Source organism: Candidatus Brocadiia bacterium (assembly GCA_041658285.1).
Classification (GTDB): Bacteria; Planctomycetota; MHYJ01; order JACQXL01; family JACQXL01; genus JBBAAP01.
Genome location: JBBAAP010000015.1, coordinates 1 through 17,305, shown reverse-complemented (window position 1 = coordinate 17,305; position 17,305 = coordinate 1). Strand labels below are relative to the sequence as shown.

Sequence of the window (17,305 nt, the reverse complement as noted above, 5' to 3'; positions counted from 1 at the left end):
TATTTAAGAGGCTATGGCTTCCTTTTTAATGGGTGGTTTAAGCATTGCAGATATACCGGCAGCGGCCAAGCAGAGAACACCGCAAATAGTAAAGGCCAGCGGGAAATTACCAAGGTCGCCGAGTTTCCCGCCCAGGATAGGCCCAAAAATCCCGCCGATGCCGTAAGCTAAGAATACCCAGCCGTAATTTTGGCCGATATATTTAGCACCGAAGGTATCCGCGCAGATAGTCGGAAATAATGAGAAGTTACCGCCGAAATTGAAACCGATCATGGTGGCGCCCAGATATAATAACCCGGTTGTTCCGGCAAACCATTGGAAAAGAATCATAAATATGCCTTGTGTGGTGGTCATGATAATTATCGAGAGTTTGCGCCCTATTTTATCGGAAATGATGCCCCAGACAATACGGCCCAATCCGTTGGCTAATGAATAAAAAACCGCCATAGCTGTACCGGCCACGGCTTTAGCGGCGGCTTCACTCATACCCGACTGTGCCATAAGCGCTTTTGTCGGGAACAACTTCATCAGCCCGATGGTCATAAGACCGGCTCCGGCGCTGAATACGAAAATGATGAATATCATAAAGAATTGGCCGGTTTTGAGCATCTCGCTGCAGGAAAAATCAACTGCGCCGCAGGCCTTGCCCGCCTGGGGAGCTGGTGGTTCCCATCCGGCCGGTTTCCAGCCTGCCGGCGGAAAGACCATCCAGATACCGCCGATAATTACCATAACGAAGAAAATAACGCCGTAAATAGCAAAGGTATTGCTCAATCCATAGGTGGCAATCAGACCGCCCCATTCACTGGCCAGCTTAACCCATAGCATGGCGCCGAATCCGAATCCGGCCACGGCGATGCCGGTAATGAGCCCTTTCTTGTCCGGGAACCAACGCATACATACGGCAATAGGCACGACATAGGCTAATCCGATGCCGCTGCCGCCGATAACGCCGATAAAAAGAATGACGAGAGGTTTGCTTATTCCTCCGACCAAACCGCCGAAGAGGTAACCTAATCCAAGGACAATACCGCCGGAGATAGCCAGCTTGCGCGGACCAATCTTGGGCATAAGGCGTCCGGCCAACACCATGACAACGGCGAAGAAGGCCAAGCCGGCCGAAAACACATATTGCGTGTCGGAATTAGACCAACCGGCTTCTTTGAGCGGCGAGGTAAAAACCGACCAGGCGTATATGGCGCCCAAGGCTAATTGAATAAGCACCGCGCCGACAACCACCAAATAACGATTCATTACTTTTTCTTCGGGCATAAATTACTCCTCTTAAGTATTTATAATTAATGATTGAAGGGTAGTATAGAAAAGCAGGGATAAAAGCAAGAAAAACAGGAGATTTGGTATTTACCAAACAGCCGTAATCTGGATATCGTTCACATTGGTGCCGGTCGGGCCGGTTTTAACAAGCGAGCCGATAGCCTTGTGGAAATGGTAGGAATCGTTACCTTTCAGTAATTTAAACGGATTCAATCCTTTAGCGACAGCTTTGTCGACGGATGAGTCGTCAACCATCGCTCCGGCAGTTTCTTTTACATTATCTATTCCGTCCGTGCTGCAGCTCAGGCAGATGAAGTTATGGAAGTTAAGCTTTTTCATCCGGAGGGCGAAGGCTAAGGCGTATTCCTGGTTACGGCCGCCGGTGCCGTTACCCTTGACGGTGACGGCGGTTTCTCCGCCGGAAATGATGAACAATGGTTTGGTCCTTGATTTTGCCAGTTTAATTGTTTGTTCAGCATTAACACTTGCCGCGATGCGCGCCTCGCCAGTAACAGCTTGAGGCAGAATAATAGTCTCATAACCGAGTGATTTTGCCTTGGTTCGGGCGGATGATAAAGCCAGGCTGTTTGAACCGACAAGGATTGGCCTGGCGTTGAAGAAATACTTGTCTTTCGGTTTGGGGGTTTCTAATGCGGCGTCTTTCATTCCGAATAGGATTCTTTCGCTTATGGAATATGGTGTTTTAGTCCAGATGTCGTATTTTACGAGGATATTATAAACGTCCTTGAATGTGGATGAGTCGGGCAGGGTCGGGCCGGAAGAGACCATATTCATTTCATCGCCGACGACATCGGATAAAACCAGGGTAATCAGGGATGCCGGATGGGCATAAAGAGCCAGCCAGCCGCCCTTAAACATATCGATATGTTTGCGAACGGTATTCATTTCGCGGATATCGGCTCCGGATTTAAGGAGCAAGCCGGTTAATTGCTGTACGTCCTTTAATGTGCTGCCGGCGGCCGGAATAGTGAGCAAAGACGAGCCGCCGCCTGAAGCAAGGTAGATAACCAAGTCATTTGATGCCGGGTTGCCGAGCATTTCTTTGATATCAATAGCCCATTGCAGGCTTTGCTTATCAGGGATGGGATGGGCTGAGCTGCGCACCTTGATTTTATCTGGGGCCGGTTTTTTCGGGTAATTATCCGGGATGCAGACTATACCGCCGGTCAAGTAGCGGCCCAGTATTTTCTCCGTTGCCAGGGCCATCAATAGGGCGGCCTTGCCCGCGCCGAAGACATAAACACTTCGAATCCTATCCAGGTTATATTGGTATTTTTCGATTTGTAGAATTGGGCCGTTCCTGGCCAGGTGTTTAAGGGTGGCATTGTAAGGATTGGCGGATCTCAGGGCCGCGGCAAAGACGGCCTTGACATCAAATTTGATATTTGATAACGAAACCATTAATTGATTTTGAACTGGATGAGATATACGCCGGCCACAACCAGTAAAACGCCGGCCATTTGGATGATGGACATATATTCCTTAAGAAGAAATATTCCCAGTAAGGCTGTCACCAGCGGGTAGATTGAGCTTATGGGGACCACTTTACTGGCCGGCGCCAGCTGTAAGGCGGCGTAATATGCCAGCATGGCGATGAACCCGGACAGTAATCCGCTCAATGAAAATAAAACCACCGAGCGCATGTCATTCTGGACGAACGAGACGAGTTCTTTGGTCTTGCCGTTTATGATAATGGCCGTAATTAACATAAAAAGGATGGCCGCCGCCCGGACGGTCAGCCCGATCAGCGGTTCGCCCTGCTTTAAGGCCAGTTTATCGATAACCGCGGCAATTCCCCAGCCTAAAATAGCGATGCCCAGGAAAACAATTACTTTTACAGGCATAATAGTTCATCCTTTCTAAAACAGCGATGCTTTTCCGGGCGAGTATAAATAATCGGCAGGATGAATTCAAGGATTATTAATTATCCCAGTTTAAAACCTTTTTCTCTAAACAGCCTGACGCAGGCATCAACCGCATCAGAATCATAAAGCAACCCTTTATTTTTAGTTATTTCATCAAGAGCGGCATCCAACCCGATGACCGAGCGGTACGGCCGTTCTAATGCCATGGACTCGACCACATCAGCCACGCCCAGTATTCTTGATTCAATAAGGATGTCTTCACCTGAAATGCCGAGCGGATATCCCGATCCGTTCATACGTTCGTGGTGCTGATGGATTACCAGGGCTACTGGCCAGGGGAATTCGATATTCTGGAGTATTTCAAATCCGCTCTGCGGATGTATTTTGATGATGTTCATTTCTGTTTCGGTTAATTTGCCCGGCTTGCGTAAAATTTCCGCCGGAACGGAAATTTTTCCGATATCATGAAGCATTCCGGCAACCCGGATGCATTCTATTTTTTCTTCCGGAAGATTCATTTTCTTGGCTATGGCTTCCGCCAGGCGGGCCGTATTGTATTGGTGGCCGGCAGTGTATGGGTCTCTTTTTTCGGCAAGGGAAGAAAGGGTATCAACGATTCCTTTAAGTGTTTTATGCAAGCGATCAAAGCTTTGCTTCAGCTCGAATTCGGTTCGCTTGCGCGCAGTGATATCCTTGACCGTGCCCATCGTGGCGACCCGGTTTTTGTAGGTGATCAGCCCGACGGTCAAGTTAACCGTTAGTTTGGTCCGGCCGTCTTTTTGCAAGATATTAAATTCATATTCCTTGGGGGTGGTTTCCCCGGACTGTCTTTTGGTATAACGTTCCGAAACCATGGCCACGTCTTCGGGCGCGATGAATTTAGTGAAACTTGCCCCGATGACTTCTTCGGCCGGGTAGCCGGTTGCTTTTATAAAGGCGTCGTTTGCGAATTGTATTTTTTCATCCTGGATGACAAAAATACCGTCCTGGATGTTTTCCACTAAATTGCGATATTTTTCTTCACTTTCATGCAGTGCATTCTCAGTTTGTTCTTGGGATGTGATATCTCTGGATATACCCATAACCGCTGTTACTTTTTTAGCGGTATTCTTTATCGGGGCCAGCCAGCTGCCCAGCCACAGTTCGCCATTAGGATAAGTCGTTTTGGCTCGGACATATAATGGTTCGCCGCTGTCAAAAACAGTCTGGATGTTGGACTTGAATCGCCGGCTAGTTTCAGGCGGAAATAATTTTTCCAGTTTCTGGCCTACCAATTCCGCCTGATTTTTATGAAGAGTGGTCGCCGCAAAGGTATTGACATATTGGACTGTGCCGTTGAGGTCAACGATATAAATCATATCCTGGGCCGCTTCAGCCAGCGTTCGGTAGCGTTTTTCGCTTTGGTGCAGTGCCGTTTCCATCAGTTTACGGGCCGTGATATCACGCCCGAAACTTACCGTTCCAATCACAGTGCCTTTTTGGTAAATTGGAGCAATATTAACTGACAGAGTTAGTAGCGCGCCGCTTCGGTTATAAATCCTGACGGTATATTGCTGAGTTTCGCCGGTCAATACTTGCTTGAATACTTCATTAACCGGGTTTACGTCGTCCGGGTAAAGCAAGGGAAAGAATGATTTGCCCTGCCAATCTTCAAATTTATGCCCGGTTATTACTTCGGCCTGGCGGTTAAAAAAGGTGAAATTCCCCTGGATGTCCAAAGTCCAAATCAGGTCGTTAGCGGTTTCTATAATAGTCCGGTAGCGCTCTTCGCTTTCTTTCAGGGCTTCTTCGGCCAGTTTACGGTCGGTAATGTCGCGGGATGATTCAATAATTCCCATAAAATTGCCCTTATTATCAAAAATAGGCGAGGCCATTAATTCAATGTGTTTTACTTGCCCGTCAGGCATTAGATGCTCATGAACAACAGAGGTTATTTTCCCTGTTTTACCGGTGATTTCAAGCGGACATAAGCCGGGTTTACTTTTGTAACAGGGCTGGTGTTCTTTATGCAGGATATCATAGCAGAATAAGACACGGTTGGGATCAGTGTTTTCAGAAATGAATGACCGGGCTGTTTTATTCATCATCTTGACATGATAATCTTTATTAATGACCAAAATAGGTTCGGGTACGCCGTTCATAACCAATTCCAGGAATTTAAACGCCTCCTGAATCGCCGATTCGGCCTCCTTTTCTTTTGTGATATCTCGGACATATTCAATAACGCCTGTCCGTTTGCCGGTCACTTTATCGATAAAAGGGAAAGTATACAACCCCTGCCAACCGACAATTTTGCCGTTAGGCCCGGTTTTGGGGACAACCTCGAAAGCAGGTTGGTTAGTTTTTAGGGTTGTACGGGTTGGGCATACTTCACAAGGAGCTGTTCTTCCGTGATAGACCTGATAGCATTTTTTACCATTCAACGGCATGGCGTGCTGGTACCACTTTTCCATGGCCTGGTTTACTTTGAGTATATTATAGTCGTTATCAAGGACGCTGACGCCGTCCTGAATGCTGGAAAATATATTATTTAGAAACTCTTCGTTATTTCTAAGTGTATTTTCGCATTTCTTCTGAATGGTGAAATCGATGCCGGTACCGATGATGTATTCCGGTTCGTTAGCATCATCCAATAAGACGTTGGCGGACCAGCGGATTAAATGTTCCTCACCGGCTTTGTCTTTCCAGATCCGTTCCATCGGCTCGATAGATTTGGTGTTTTTCAGTTCGGTAAATAGAGTTTTGATTTTTCCTGCTTCTTCCGATGGCGTGAATTTACTCCAGATTGTTTTGCCCTTCAGGTTATCCGGCGAATATCCGGTCAGTTGCTGGGCCGCTTTATTAAAAAGGATGATGTTCCCGTTTTTATCCAGCACCACTACGTAGACATCCAGATTGTTAAGCACCTCGAAAAGGGCTTTATGCTGTATAGGTATTTCGGGTTGGGATTTGTCGTTTGAATTAATAGGTTTGTCTTTCATTTGCCAGATAATATTACCAGAACGTGCCCGGAAAGTCAACAAAAATACCCGACAGTTAATCGAAGAATTGCAGATAAATCGCCCGGACCACGCGTTTGATGAACTTATCCTTGATGATGAAATAATAAGCCACCGAAGACGCTCCGGCCGAGATAACCTCGACATTGACGTCCTCATCGGCCACGGCCTTGAAAACCTGGGCAGCCAAGCCCTTGGCTCTGACCAGACCCTCGCCGACTATGCCGACCAGGGCGATGCCCTTGACCTTTTCCAGGTGTTCGATGACGTTGATGCGCGCCTTGGTCAGCGCCTGATAGGCCGATTCCAGGTCATCCTTGGCCAGCAGGATGTTAATGCAGGTCTGCGACGTTATGACCGACTTGATATTTAGCCCGCGGTTGACGATGCTGGCCGTAATATCCTGGAGCACGCCCGGCTTATAGCCCACGCCGGCTCCGTGGATTTTCAGGATGGCGATATTTCTGTCGTAAGCGATGCCTTTGACGATATCCCTGCTTTTGTATCCCTGAGCCACTATGGCCGTGCCTTTGTGCTTGGGATTGAAGGTGTTGCGGATGATGATGGGTATTTTCTTGAGCATGGCCGGTTCGACCATCCGGGGATGCAATATCTCGGCGCCGAAGTAGGCCATCTCGGCCGCTTCGTCGTAAGAAAGCACATCCAAAAGATGCCCGCTCCGGACTATCTCTGGGCTGACACTCATAAAACCGTCGACGTCTTTCCATATTTCCAGCTGGTCGGCGTCAAGCGCGTAAGCCACGACCGAAGCACTGTAATCGCTGCCGCCCCGGCCGAAGGTGGTCGTTCGCTGGTAGCGGTCGCATCCGAAAAACCCGGTTATAAGCGGGACCGCGTTTTTCTTGATTATGGGCATCAGGTTATGCCTCAGGCTCCGGGTGGCCAGCGGCAGGATGGCCGAAGCCTTACCGAAATCGCCATCCGTAATCATGCCTATTTTATCGGCCTCGAGCGGTTCGGCCCGGGCGCCCAGGCTCTGGAGTACCTCGGCCATGACCAGTACAATCAGACGTTCGCCGAAACTGATGATGAAATCCTGCGTCCGGTTGCTGACTTCTTCCACATAGCTGACGCCGTAAAACAAGCGCTCTAGCTTGGACAGGTTAAGATTGAGCGAGCGGACGGTCTCAGGCCGTATGGCCTTTTTGCCCAGGGCGGTTTTCAGGATGTCGAAATGCCGGGTTTTCAGGTTCTGGACGAATCTTTTTATCTGCGCTTGGCTTGATGGTTTGCTGGAGCAGGTCCGGATGAAACCAAGCAGGCTGTCGGTCACGCCGTTAAGGGCCGAAAGCACCACCGCTTTATCGCCCTTGGTGTTGATGATAATCCTGGCCACGTCGCGGAAAGCGGCCGGACTTTTCAGGCTGGCCCCGCCGAATTTAAGGACTTTCATTATTACCTTTCAGTTAATGGCGACACTGCGCCACTTATTTGACATCGGAAAGAAAAAAGATATAGTTAAATTTATTATATGAACAAGACCAACCGCCGGTTATCGGGCCTGGATAAAAAATATCTCTGGCATCCGTTTACCCAGATGAAAGAATGGATGTCCGACGATATGGTTATAATCAGCCGGGCCAAAGGCAACTATCTTTATGACAGCCGGGGCCGGCGTTATCTGGATGGCGTGTCTTCGCTTTGGTGCAACGTGCACGGACACGGCCGTCCCGAAATTGACCGGGCCGTTCGGGGACAGCTCAACCGGGTGGCTCATTCGACTATGCTTGGTCTGGCCAACGTTCCAGCCATAGAATTGGCCCGGGAGCTGATTCGGGTCGCGCCCAAGGGACTGAGCCGTGTGTTTTATTCCGACAGCGGTTCCACGGCCGTGGAAATAGCGCTGAAAATGGCCTTTCAGTTCTGGCAACAGGCGCCCGGCAACCGCAAAGCCAACACACGTAAGACCAAATTCCTGACTTTTGCCAACGCCTATCACGGCGATACCATCGGTTCGGTCAGCCTGGGCGGCATGGACCTGTTTCACGCCATATATAAGCCGTTATTGTTCAAGACCATCCAGGCGCCGGCGCCATATTGTTACCGCTGCCCGCTCAATATGGAAAGAAGCGCCTGCCGGATGGAATGCCTGCTTAAAGCCGAGCAACTGATTAAGAAACATCACCGGCAATTGGCCGGGATAGTCATAGAACCGCTAATCCAGGGTGCGGCCGGGATGATTACCCAGCCGGCCGGATTTCTCAAACGGCTCCGCCAGTTGTGTACTCAATATAACATCTTGTTCATTGTTGACGAGGTGGCCACCGGTTTCGGCCGGACCGGACGGATGTTTGCCTGCGAACACGAATCTGTTCGGCCTGATATTATGGCTGTGGCCAAGGGCATCACCGGCGGCTACCTGCCCCTGGCCGCCACTCTGACCACGGAAAAGGTCTTCGCCGCGTTTCTGGGCGAATATCGGGACAACAAGACCTTCTTTCACGGCCACACCTATACCGGCAATCCGCTGGCCTGCGCGGCCGCCCTGGCTAACCTGGAAATATTCCGTAAAGACAAGACCATTCGGCAGTTGGGACCTAAGATTCGCCGGCTCACCGAACGACTAAATGAATTCCGGCGCCTGGCCCATGTCGGCGATATCCGCCAATGCGGACTTATGGTCGGGATAGAGTTGGTCCGGGACAAGGCCGCAAAACAGCCTTATCCTTACCAGGCCAGAATGGGGCGCAGGGTCATGCTCAATGTCCGCCAGCACGGGATAATCCTGCGCCCCTTGGGTGATGTGATAGTCCTGATGCCGCCGTTAAGTATTTCCGGTCGGCAGTTGGAATACCTGCTCGACGCGGTTTGGCGCGCTATCGAGGAAATCCGCTGATTGTTGTGCTTATTTCTGAGTCTGTTTGTAAATCTTTGCCTCGGTGTCACTCAGGGTTATGGCTATTGACTTGCCTTCCCGGTTGACGTTGACCTTGTTTTCCCGGGCCAGCCAACCCATTGCCATAGTGGCTATTTCCGGTTTCAGCTTCATCTCCAGAGCGATGGCTGACAGAGACGTCTTGCCGTTTTTGCCCAGGTGTTTCCACATTTCGCCGGCGGTCTTGCCTATTTCCGCTTTTAACATTATTGTCACCCCCTTCCAATGTCTTTAAATATCGTTATTTCCAGGCTGGTTATTGTAATAAGTCCGGCAATTTTGTCAATAGGAAAATAGATATTCCGGCAAAAATAATATTACCGAAAAAGTATCATTTAATTTGACTCCGGTCGCCGGATATAATAGATTCCCGCAAAAGAAAGGTAGTGTGGCAGTTTGATGCCACGATGAACATCGTGGCAGAATTACTGCCAACTATACTGGGCTGATAACTCATTACATTCTAACAGCCCAAGTAAAGGAGTGACCTATGAATAAACTGACAAAACAGGCGGTTGTTTGCGGGATAATGGTTATGGCCTTGCTCGCATCCGGCTGCGGAGAGGAGAAAACACCGATGGATACCAACGTTAACAAGGCTCCGGTCGAAATCACCACCACGTCCGGATTGAAATACATTGATTTGACGGTCGGCACCGGCGTCGAAGCCCGTCCGGGCAAGAGCGTCTCGGTTCATTATACCGGCTGGCTGACCAACGGCACCAAGTTCGACAGTTCCAAAGACCGGGGCCAGCCGTTTGTCTTCGGCTTGGGCGCCGGACAGGTCATCCGCGGTTGGGACGAAGGCGTGGCCGGAATGAAAATCGGCGGCAAGCGCAAGCTGACCATCCCGCCGCAAATCGGCTATGGCCCGCGCGGCGCCGGCAATGTTATTCCGCCTAACGCTACGCTTATCTTCGAGGTGGAACTGTTGGGCGTGCAATAGCGCCGGCGGTTATTTTTCTTCGATCAGGAGCAATTTGTTGGCCGCCGGTTTATCCATCTTCTGGACCTTGCCGCAGGGCCAGCGGACTTCCAGCTTGTCTATCTGCTTGATGTTGCCTATCCCAAAATATGCCAGATACGGGGCATACGAGGTGGAGCAAGTCGTTATCCCGATTTCCCGCATTTGAGTTTCTGTGCCGGCAGACAATATTATTCGCGCGCCGATTCCAAATTTATTGCAATGATTACCTTTTAATTTTACTTGAAGCCAGCTGTTCTTATTATTGCAATCGTTCTTGAACAGGCGCAGGCAATTCGGCGCGCCTTTGTCAGATACCACCTTGCCGCCGGTGATTAAGTCAACATCGCCGTCGTTATCATAATCAACCGGTGTGCAGATATAGGTGTCCCAGATCCGGGCCCCGGCCTGGTTGGTCAGCTCGTCAAAGTAGACCTCTTTGCCGTTGCCATTACGGAACAGCCGGGAAAAGGCATAAGGCAGTTCGTCATAAATCTGGGTAATGAATAAATCAAGGAAGCCATCATTGTCAAAGTCGGCTAAAGACGTGCCGCAGATGGTTTCTTCCTCTCCGCCGATTGTCTTTAGCGGAATGCCGGCTTTTACCCGGATGTCCGTAAATCTATACTGCTTGGCTGGGCCAAGATTCTGGCATATTTTCGCGTCATCGCAGATAAAACCCCGGCCGGACTGGATATCCTTATGGGCAAAATTTCCGACCACCAAATCCAATAGGCCATCATTATTGATATCTCCGAAGGCCGAAGCAATGGTATGGCCGAAATAACCCTGACGTTCTATGCCATTGACTCCTTTGTCGACGGCCACGTTTCTGAACGTATTGTCCTTCTGGAGTTCCCAGAGGTAGTTAGGTCTGAGCCTGTAGTTGGAGACATAGATATCCGTCAGCCCGTCGTTGTTATAGTCGCCGATAACAGCGCTCCGGCCGGGCAGAGGCGAGTTTTTCTCGGCGGTCATGCCGGCCTTCTCTGTGACATCAACGAATCTGCTTTTTTCGTTATGGAGCAACCGGTCCGCCAGGCTGGCCTTATCAGATTGATAATTAACGATATAAAGGTCGGGATAGCCGTCGCGGTCATAATCAAGGCAGGCCGCGCCGGTGGTCAGCACATTATCATTAATATCGCCGGCCTGGACAGAAATATCAACGAACTTATAATCAGGCTTGCCGGTATTGCGCCAGAGGGTATCTTTTTGCCCAAAAGTGAGCAGGTCTAAATTGCCGTCATTGTCATAATCTATCCAGAGTGCGCCGCCGCCGTCAAAACTTATGCCGGCATCAACAGTAACATCGGTAAATTTCCAGGCGGGCGGGCCGCTATTGCGGAAAAGTTGCTGGCCCCTGAGGATGAAATCCTGGTAACCATCGTTGTTATAATCAGCCCAAGCCAGTTGGGCATCCCGCGCCCCGATGTCTTTCAATCCGGCTGATTCGGCAACTTCGGTGAATTTTATAGGCGGCGCGGACGAAGATTCTTCCGCGACATTATAAGTTTGGACAAGTAGGCATAAAGAAACAGCCGTGATATATAACAAGAAAATACTTTTTCTCACAGGTATTCTATTCCTTGATATCCACGTTCTTACACGAGGCCGGTTCCGAGGTTGCCGCATTGCAGGCGTCAAAATACAGATGGCCTTCCTTTACCCGGATGACTATCTGGTTGAATTCCTTATAGGCGTCTTTGAGTATCTGCTCGGAGAGCGGATCCTCAATGAATTTCTCTATCGCCCGCTTGAGCGGCCGGGCGCCGAAATCGGGATTATACCCTTGGTCAATCAGGAAGTCTATCGCTTCCGGCGTCATAACCAGGTCCAGTTTGCGGTCTTTTAACCGTGCCCTGACTCCGGCCACCTCGATATCCACGATGCTCTTCAGGTCGGATTTGTCGAGGGACTTGAAGACAATCACGTCGTCCAGCCGGTTCAGGAACTCCGGCCGGAAATATTTCTGGACCTCCTTGAGGAGCATATCCTTCATCGTTTCGTACGAAGAATCCACCGTGGTTTTCTTAAAGCCCATAACCGCTTGGTTTTTAATCAGGTCGGCGCCGATGTTCGATGTCATAATCAGGATGACGTTCTTGAAATCGATATGCCGTCCGAAGCTGTCCGTCAGTCGGCCTTCTTCCATAATCTGGAGGAGCATATTGAACACGTCGGTATGGGCTTTTTCTATTTCGTCCAGCAGCACCACCGCGTAAGACCGGCGCCTGATTTTCTCGGTCAGCTGTCCGCCTTCTTCGTAGCCGACATAGCCGGGCGGCGCGCCGACCAGGCGCGAAACGTTGTGCTTTTCCATATATTCGGACATATCAATCTGGATAAGGGCGTCTTCCTCGCCGAACATCACCTTGGCCAGCGCTTTGGCTAAAAGGGTCTTGCCGCATCCGGTCGGACCGACGAAGATGAACGAGCCAATCGGACGGCGCGGGTCTTTCAACCCGGACCTCGACCGCCTGATGGCTTTGGAAATGGCGTAGATGGCCTCGTCCTGGCTGACCACCATCTTGTGCAGTTCTTCTTCCATCTTGAGCAGTTTCTCGGCTTCCTTCTTCTCCAGCCGGGAAAGCGGCACGCCGGTCATCCGGGCCACCGTCTCGGCGATGATGTTTTCGTCCACCTGGCCGACCGTTTCGGCCGTCTTTTTCTTCCATTCCTTAAGCGATGTTTCCTTATGCTGTCGCAGTTTTAGTATCTTATCGCGTATCTGGGCGGCCTTCTCGAAGTCCTGGGCCGCGATGCTGGCTTCCTTGTCCTTTTCCATCTGCAAGACCTCGTTTTCCAGGTCTTTCAGGTCCGGCGGTTTGTTCATCGAGCGCAACCGCACCCGGGCTCCGGCCTCGTCCATTACGTCAATGGCCTTGTCCGGCAGGTAGCGTCCGCTGATGTAGCGGTATGAAAGCTCCACGCAGTTTTCCAGGGCCAGGTCGCTGAACTTAACCCCGTGATGCGCTTCGTATTTCTCGCGCAGTCCTTTAAGAATCAGCAGGGCTTCGGCCTTGGTCGGCGGGTCGACCATTATGGTCTGGAACCGGCGCTCCAGCGCGCCGTCCTTTTCCACGTGTTTGCGGTATTCGTCCAGGGTAGTGGCGCCGATGCATTGTATCTGTCCCCGGGACAACGCCGGTTTGAGCACGTTGGAGGCGTCGATGGCGCCTTCAGCCGCGCCGGCCCCGACCAGCGTATGCATCTCGTCTATGAACAGGATGATGTGCTTGGCCTTGATGACCTCGTTCATCACCGCCTTGATGCGTTCCTCGAATTGGCCGCGATACTTGGTGCCGGCCACCATCAGCGGCAGGTCAAGTATGACGATGCGTTTTTCCTTGAGTATTTCCGGCACGTTGCCGGCCACGATATCCAATGCCAGTCCTTCGACGATGGCGGTTTTGCCTACGCCGGCTTCGCCCAGCAGGACGGGGTTGTTCTTGGTTCTCCGGCAAAGTATCTGGATGAGTCGTTCAATCTCATTGCGCCGGCCGATGACCGGGTCCAGCTGGTTCTGCGAGGCCATAGCGGTCAGGTCGCGCCCGAAGGCGTCCAGCGCCGGGGTTTTGGACCGGCCCGGTGATGTCCGTCCGCCCGACTTTGCCGCGGCCGCCCCTTCTGATTCCTCATCGACACCGCCGTGCGAAGGCATACCTTCGCCCAGGATAGCGCCGATTTCCTCGCGCAATGCGTCCAGCTTGACGCCCAGGTTCTTGAATATCCGCGCCGCGATGCCGTCTTCCTCGCGGAGCAGGCCCAGCAACAGGTGTTCGGTGCCGATGTAATCGTGTTTAAGGTGAGTCGCCTCCTCGTGGGCGAATTCCAGGGCCTTCTTGGCGCCCGGCGTAAAGGGCAGTTGCCCGCCGACGGTCGGACGCGGCTCGGTCTTTATCACCCGCTCCACCTCGTCCATCACCTTTTTGATGTCCAGTTCCATATTGAGCATGGCCCGGGCGGCCACGCCGCTGCCTTCACGCAGCAGGCCCAGCAACAGGTGTTCGGAGCCGATGCTTTCGTGGCCCAGCCGTTGCGCCTCGATTCTGGATAAGCTGATTACTTTTCGTGCCCGGTCGGTGTATTTGTCAAACATAAAGTACTCCTCTTAGAGGCTGTTAGCGACAAAGGAGCGTTACAGCCTCTTAGATCCCGTAATCATTCATAAGAATGATTTCGGGATACTACCTTTAACTAAATAAATACGAAACCCTAAACAAATCACAAATACTAATTCCTAATGCCCTAAACAATTCATCTGTTGTTTAGAGTTTGTTTATTAGAATTTGTAGCTTGTTTCGAATTTAGATATTAGTACTTAGTATTTTCTCCTAAATTGTATTCCCCGTAATCTTTTTATATGCCTCTGCGTATTTAGCCGATGTTTTATTTATAATCTCCTCCGGCAGTTTGGGCGGAGGCGGAGTCTTGTTCCAGTTGATGCTTTCCAAGTAATCCCGGAGGAACTGCTTGTCGAACGACGGCTGTCCTTTACCCGGAGCGTAGCTGTCGGCCGGCCAGAAGCGAGACGAATCAGGGGTCAGCGCCTCGTCCACCAGGATGATTTCGTTATTAACGGTGCCCCACTCGAACTTGGTATCGCAGATGATGATGCCCTTGGTCAGGGCGTATTTATGGGCCGCCTCGTATACTTTAATGCTCCGGTCGCGCAGTTCTTTTGCGGCCGGTTCGCTTATTATGTTAGCCATCTGCTCGAAAGAGATATTCTCATCGTGGCCCGAGGTGGCCTTGGTGGACGGCGTAAAGATGGTCTGGGGCAGGCGGTCCGATTCTTTCAGCCTGGCCGGTAGTTTGACGCCCGAGACGGAGCCGGTCTTGGAATAATCCTTCCAGCCAGACCCGGCCAGGTAGCCCCGGACGATGCACTCGACCGGGAAGACCTTGGCGCTCTTGACCAGCATCGAGCGTCCAACTAATTGAGATTCGTATTTCTTAAGGATATCAGCCGTTTTCTTATCGGTCAGCCGGCAGATTTCGGCGAAATCGGAGCTGACGAAATGCGAGCCGGTGATGTCGCGGATAAGCCGGAACCAGAAGGTCGAGATAGCCGTCAGTACCTGGCCTTTGAAAGGGATGCCGTCGGACATAATGACATCAAAAGCCGAGATCCGGTCGGTGGTGACGATGAGCAGGTAGTCCCGGTCGATTTTGTATATATCGCGGACCTTGCCCTGCCCGACCCGTTCCAGTTCGCGGATATCGGTGGTCAGCACAACGTTTGGTTTAGGCATAAATTTTATAACAGTGACTGGACGAGACTTTATTTTAGTGTCCCGCGCCATCGGCGCAATTCGTGCTTTCGTGGTAAATAGATTGTCTCTTAAAGTCCCTGTTTAGATTTTCTTGTATAGCAAAATCAGCGGCCGGTGTCAAGAAAAGAGAAAAGCATACCTTATTAGCACTTATCCCAAGCGTAGCCTTTTCCTACACACTGTATACTGGATACTATTATTTGACATATTTCTTATCCAGTGCTATTCTGCGTATAAAGAATCAGGTGAAAGGAAAGTTGTAGCAATACGAGGAGATATTCCATTTTTACGGTTTGAATAGGAAGCAGAATAATTATGTCAAAACAGAATGAGTTAGAAACACGGCTGTGGGATGCGGCGGACCAGTTGTGGGCGAATACTGGTCTGAAACCATCAGAGTTTTCGGTTCCGGTGCTGGGTCTAATATTCCTTAAATTTGCTGATTTTAAGTTTACTGCCGTTAAAGATGAGATAGAAAAGCAACATCAGAAAAGTGGTAGCAGACGCTCTATCTCCAAGGTGGATTATCAGGCAAAAGGCGTTTTGTATCTGCCGGAAAAGAGCCGGTTTTCTTACCTGATAAACCTGCCTGAAGGCGCCAATATCGGCAAAGCCATTAATGATGCAATGAAGGCAATTGAGGCGGAAAATGAGGAATTAAGGGATGTTCTGCCTAATACCTATCAGGAAATTGAAAATAGTGTTTTGGTTACATTGCTAAAGATATTCTCCGGTATTCCAATGGATATAGAGGGCGATGTCTTTGGTAAGATTTATGAATATTTCTTAGGTGAATTCGCCAAGAAGGAAGGACAAAAAGGCGGAGAATTTTATACACCCACATCGCTGGTCAAGCTTATTGTTGAGGTAATAGAGCCATTCCACGGCAAAATCTACGACCCGGCCTGCGGCTCAGGCGGTATGTTCGTCCAGAGCGCCAGATTTGTGAAAAGGCATAAAGGCAAACCCAGTTCTGAAATAGCGGTTTATGGTGAAGAAAAGACTGCCAACACTATCAGGTTATGCAAAATGAATCTGGCGGTACACGGATTAGCCGGTGATATTAAAGAGGGAAATACTTATTATGAAGATGTTCACAAATCCTTGGGCAAGTTTGATTTTGTAATGGCAAATCCACCATTTAATGTCAGCGGAGTTGATAAGGAAAAGATTAAGGATGATAAACGGTTTTGTTATGGCATTCCCAATACGGACAATGCCAATTATCTATGGATACAGATATTCCTTAATGCCCTGAATAACAAAGGCCGAACGGGGTTTGTGATGGCAAGTTCTGCAGGTGATGCCGGCCATTCTGAAATGGAAATCAGGAAGAAGATGATTGAAGCAGGGCTGGTGGATGCTATAATTGCGATTGGAACGAACTTTTTCTATACTGTAACTTTGCCCTGCACCCTGTGGTTCTTTGATAAGGGCAAAAAGAATACTGAGCGCAAGGATAAGGTTTTGTTTATAGACGCTCAGCGTATTTATAAACAGGTAGATCGATCACTCCGGGAATTCACCCCAGCACAGATAGAATTTATTGCCAATATCGTTCGGCTTCATCGTGACGAAAAGCCCGAGACTATCAACGGCAGTGAATCAATGATGAAAGAACATTTCCCCAAAGGAAAATATAAAGACATTCTTGGGCTATGTAAGGTTGCTACTATACAACAGATACCTAACCAAAGATATTCACTTAATCCAGGAGGATATGTTGGGGTTACTCCAAAGCCACAAGATACTTTTGACTTCAAGGAAAAAATGAAAGAACTTCATGATGAATTAGGGCAATTGAACAATAATGCTCATCAGTTAGAAGAAAAAATCTTACGTAATATGAGCAAATTATTAAATAGTGGAAAGTTGTAAAAGTGTTCAACGTCAGCGCATTTGAGACAAAGGAATGAAGGGGAATAAGTTGCAGATATCAAGGAGTTTTGGGGGGAGAAAACTCCTTGAAAAATCGACTCGACTCCGATAATATCTTTTACGGAAGG

The 17,305-nt window shown here is 49.7% G+C and carries 12 protein-coding genes; 3 read left to right on the top strand and 9 right to left on the bottom strand.

The window, feature by feature from the left end:
• Window positions 1–3 precede the first annotated feature (3 nt).
• The 5 genes from WC980_10260 to WC980_10240 form a co-directional block, all read right to left on the bottom strand.
• Window positions 4–1,272 carry an OFA family MFS transporter gene (locus WC980_10260; GenBank protein ID MFA5795431.1) on the bottom strand — a complete coding sequence of 423 codons (1,269 nt, stop codon included), beginning with the start codon at window positions 1,270–1,272 and terminating at the stop codon, window positions 4–6.
• Between the two features lie 90 nt (window positions 1,273–1,362).
• Window positions 1,363–2,697 (bottom strand): DUF4147 domain-containing protein, encoded by a 1,335-nt coding sequence (locus tag WC980_10255; protein MFA5795430.1) that lies wholly within the window; start codon window positions 2,695–2,697, stop codon window positions 1,363–1,365.
• On the bottom strand, window positions 2,697–3,140 hold the full coding sequence (locus WC980_10250; protein MFA5795429.1) for an EamA family transporter: 444 nt from the start codon (window positions 3,138–3,140) through the stop codon (window positions 2,697–2,699). The genes WC980_10255 and WC980_10250 overlap by 1 nt, the downstream gene beginning before the upstream one ends.
• A gap of 80 nt (window positions 3,141–3,220) precedes the next feature.
• Window positions 3,221–6,142, bottom strand: coding sequence for a PAS domain S-box protein (locus WC980_10245; GenBank protein ID MFA5795428.1), 2,922 nt, complete (start codon window positions 6,140–6,142; stop codon window positions 3,221–3,223).
• A gap of 55 nt (window positions 6,143–6,197) precedes the next feature.
• Complete coding sequence (locus tag WC980_10240) at window positions 6,198–7,574, bottom strand: aspartate kinase (GenBank protein ID MFA5795427.1); 1,377 nt, start codon at window positions 7,572–7,574, stop codon at window positions 6,198–6,200.
• A 78-nt stretch (window positions 7,575–7,652) separates the two neighbouring features.
• On the opposite strand from WC980_10240, the gene bioA reads away from it, so the two are divergent.
• Complete coding sequence (bioA, locus tag WC980_10235; GenBank protein ID MFA5795426.1) at window positions 7,653–9,017, top strand: adenosylmethionine--8-amino-7-oxononanoate transaminase; 1,365 nt, start codon at window positions 7,653–7,655, stop codon at window positions 9,015–9,017.
• A gap of 9 nt (window positions 9,018–9,026) precedes the next feature.
• Here bioA and WC980_10230 read toward each other — a convergent pair whose 3' ends face one another.
• Window positions 9,027–9,263, bottom strand: a complete 237-nt coding sequence (locus tag WC980_10230) for a winged helix-turn-helix domain-containing protein (GenBank protein MFA5795425.1) — start codon at window positions 9,261–9,263, stop codon at window positions 9,027–9,029.
• 370 nt (window positions 9,264–9,633) lie between these two features.
• Here WC980_10230 and WC980_10225 point away from each other — a divergent pair, with 370 nt between their 5' ends.
• Entirely contained in the window at window positions 9,634–10,002 is a 369-nt protein-coding gene (locus WC980_10225) for an FKBP-type peptidyl-prolyl cis-trans isomerase (protein MFA5795424.1), read from the top strand.
• 9 nt (window positions 10,003–10,011) lie between these two features.
• On the opposite strand, the gene WC980_10220 is transcribed toward WC980_10225, so the two are convergent.
• The 3 genes from WC980_10220 to WC980_10210 all read right to left on the bottom strand — a co-directional run bounded on the left by WC980_10220 (window position 10,012) and on the right by WC980_10210 (window position 15,278).
• A complete protein-coding gene (locus WC980_10220) occupies window positions 10,012–11,595 on the bottom strand; it encodes a CRTAC1 family protein (GenBank protein ID MFA5795423.1) in 1,584 nt (527 codons plus the stop codon).
• Between the two features lie 7 nt (window positions 11,596–11,602).
• On the bottom strand, window positions 11,603–14,122 hold the full coding sequence (locus tag WC980_10215; GenBank protein MFA5795422.1) for an ATP-dependent Clp protease ATP-binding subunit: 2,520 nt from the start codon (window positions 14,120–14,122) through the stop codon (window positions 11,603–11,605).
• 235 nt (window positions 14,123–14,357) lie between these two features.
• Window positions 14,358–15,278: a phosphoribosylaminoimidazolesuccinocarboxamide synthase gene (locus tag WC980_10210; protein ID MFA5795421.1), complete on the bottom strand. Its 921-nt coding sequence runs from the start codon at window positions 15,276–15,278 to the stop codon at window positions 14,358–14,360.
• 336 nt (window positions 15,279–15,614) lie between these two features.
• On the opposite strand from WC980_10210, the gene WC980_10205 reads away from it, so the two are divergent.
• Window positions 15,615–17,177: a class I SAM-dependent DNA methyltransferase gene (locus tag WC980_10205; protein MFA5795420.1), complete on the top strand. Its 1,563-nt coding sequence runs from the start codon at window positions 15,615–15,617 to the stop codon at window positions 17,175–17,177.
• Window positions 17,178–17,305: the final 128 nt, after the last annotated feature.

Excerpts from the sequence above, each read along its gene's own strand:
- WC980_10260 (MFA5795431.1), bottom strand. The coding sequence starts at position 1,272 with ATGCCCGAAGAAAAAGTAATGAATCGTTATTTGGTGGTTGTCGGCGCG.
- WC980_10255 (MFA5795430.1), bottom strand. The coding sequence starts at position 2,697 with ATGGTTTCGTTATCAAATATCAAATTTGATGTCAAGGCCGTCTTTGCC.
- WC980_10250 (MFA5795429.1), bottom strand. The coding sequence starts at position 3,140 with ATGCCTGTAAAAGTAATTGTTTTCCTGGGCATCGCTATTTTAGGCTGG.
- WC980_10245 (MFA5795428.1), bottom strand. The coding sequence starts at position 6,142 with ATGAAAGACAAACCTATTAATTCAAACGACAAATCCCAACCCGAAATA.
- WC980_10240 (MFA5795427.1), bottom strand. The coding sequence starts at position 7,574 with ATGAAAGTCCTTAAATTCGGCGGGGCCAGCCTGAAAAGTCCGGCCGCT.
- bioA (MFA5795426.1), top strand. The coding sequence starts at position 7,653 with ATGAACAAGACCAACCGCCGGTTATCGGGCCTGGATAAAAAATATCTC.
- WC980_10230 (MFA5795425.1), bottom strand. The coding sequence starts at position 9,263 with ATGTTAAAAGCGGAAATAGGCAAGACCGCCGGCGAAATGTGGAAACAC.
- WC980_10225 (MFA5795424.1), top strand. The coding sequence starts at position 9,634 with ATGGATACCAACGTTAACAAGGCTCCGGTCGAAATCACCACCACGTCC.
- WC980_10215 (MFA5795422.1), bottom strand. The coding sequence starts at position 14,122 with ATGTTTGACAAATACACCGACCGGGCACGAAAAGTAATCAGCTTATCC.
- WC980_10210 (MFA5795421.1), bottom strand. The coding sequence starts at position 15,278 with ATGCCTAAACCAAACGTTGTGCTGACCACCGATATCCGCGAACTGGAA.
- WC980_10205 (MFA5795420.1), top strand. The coding sequence starts at position 15,615 with ATGTCAAAACAGAATGAGTTAGAAACACGGCTGTGGGATGCGGCGGAC.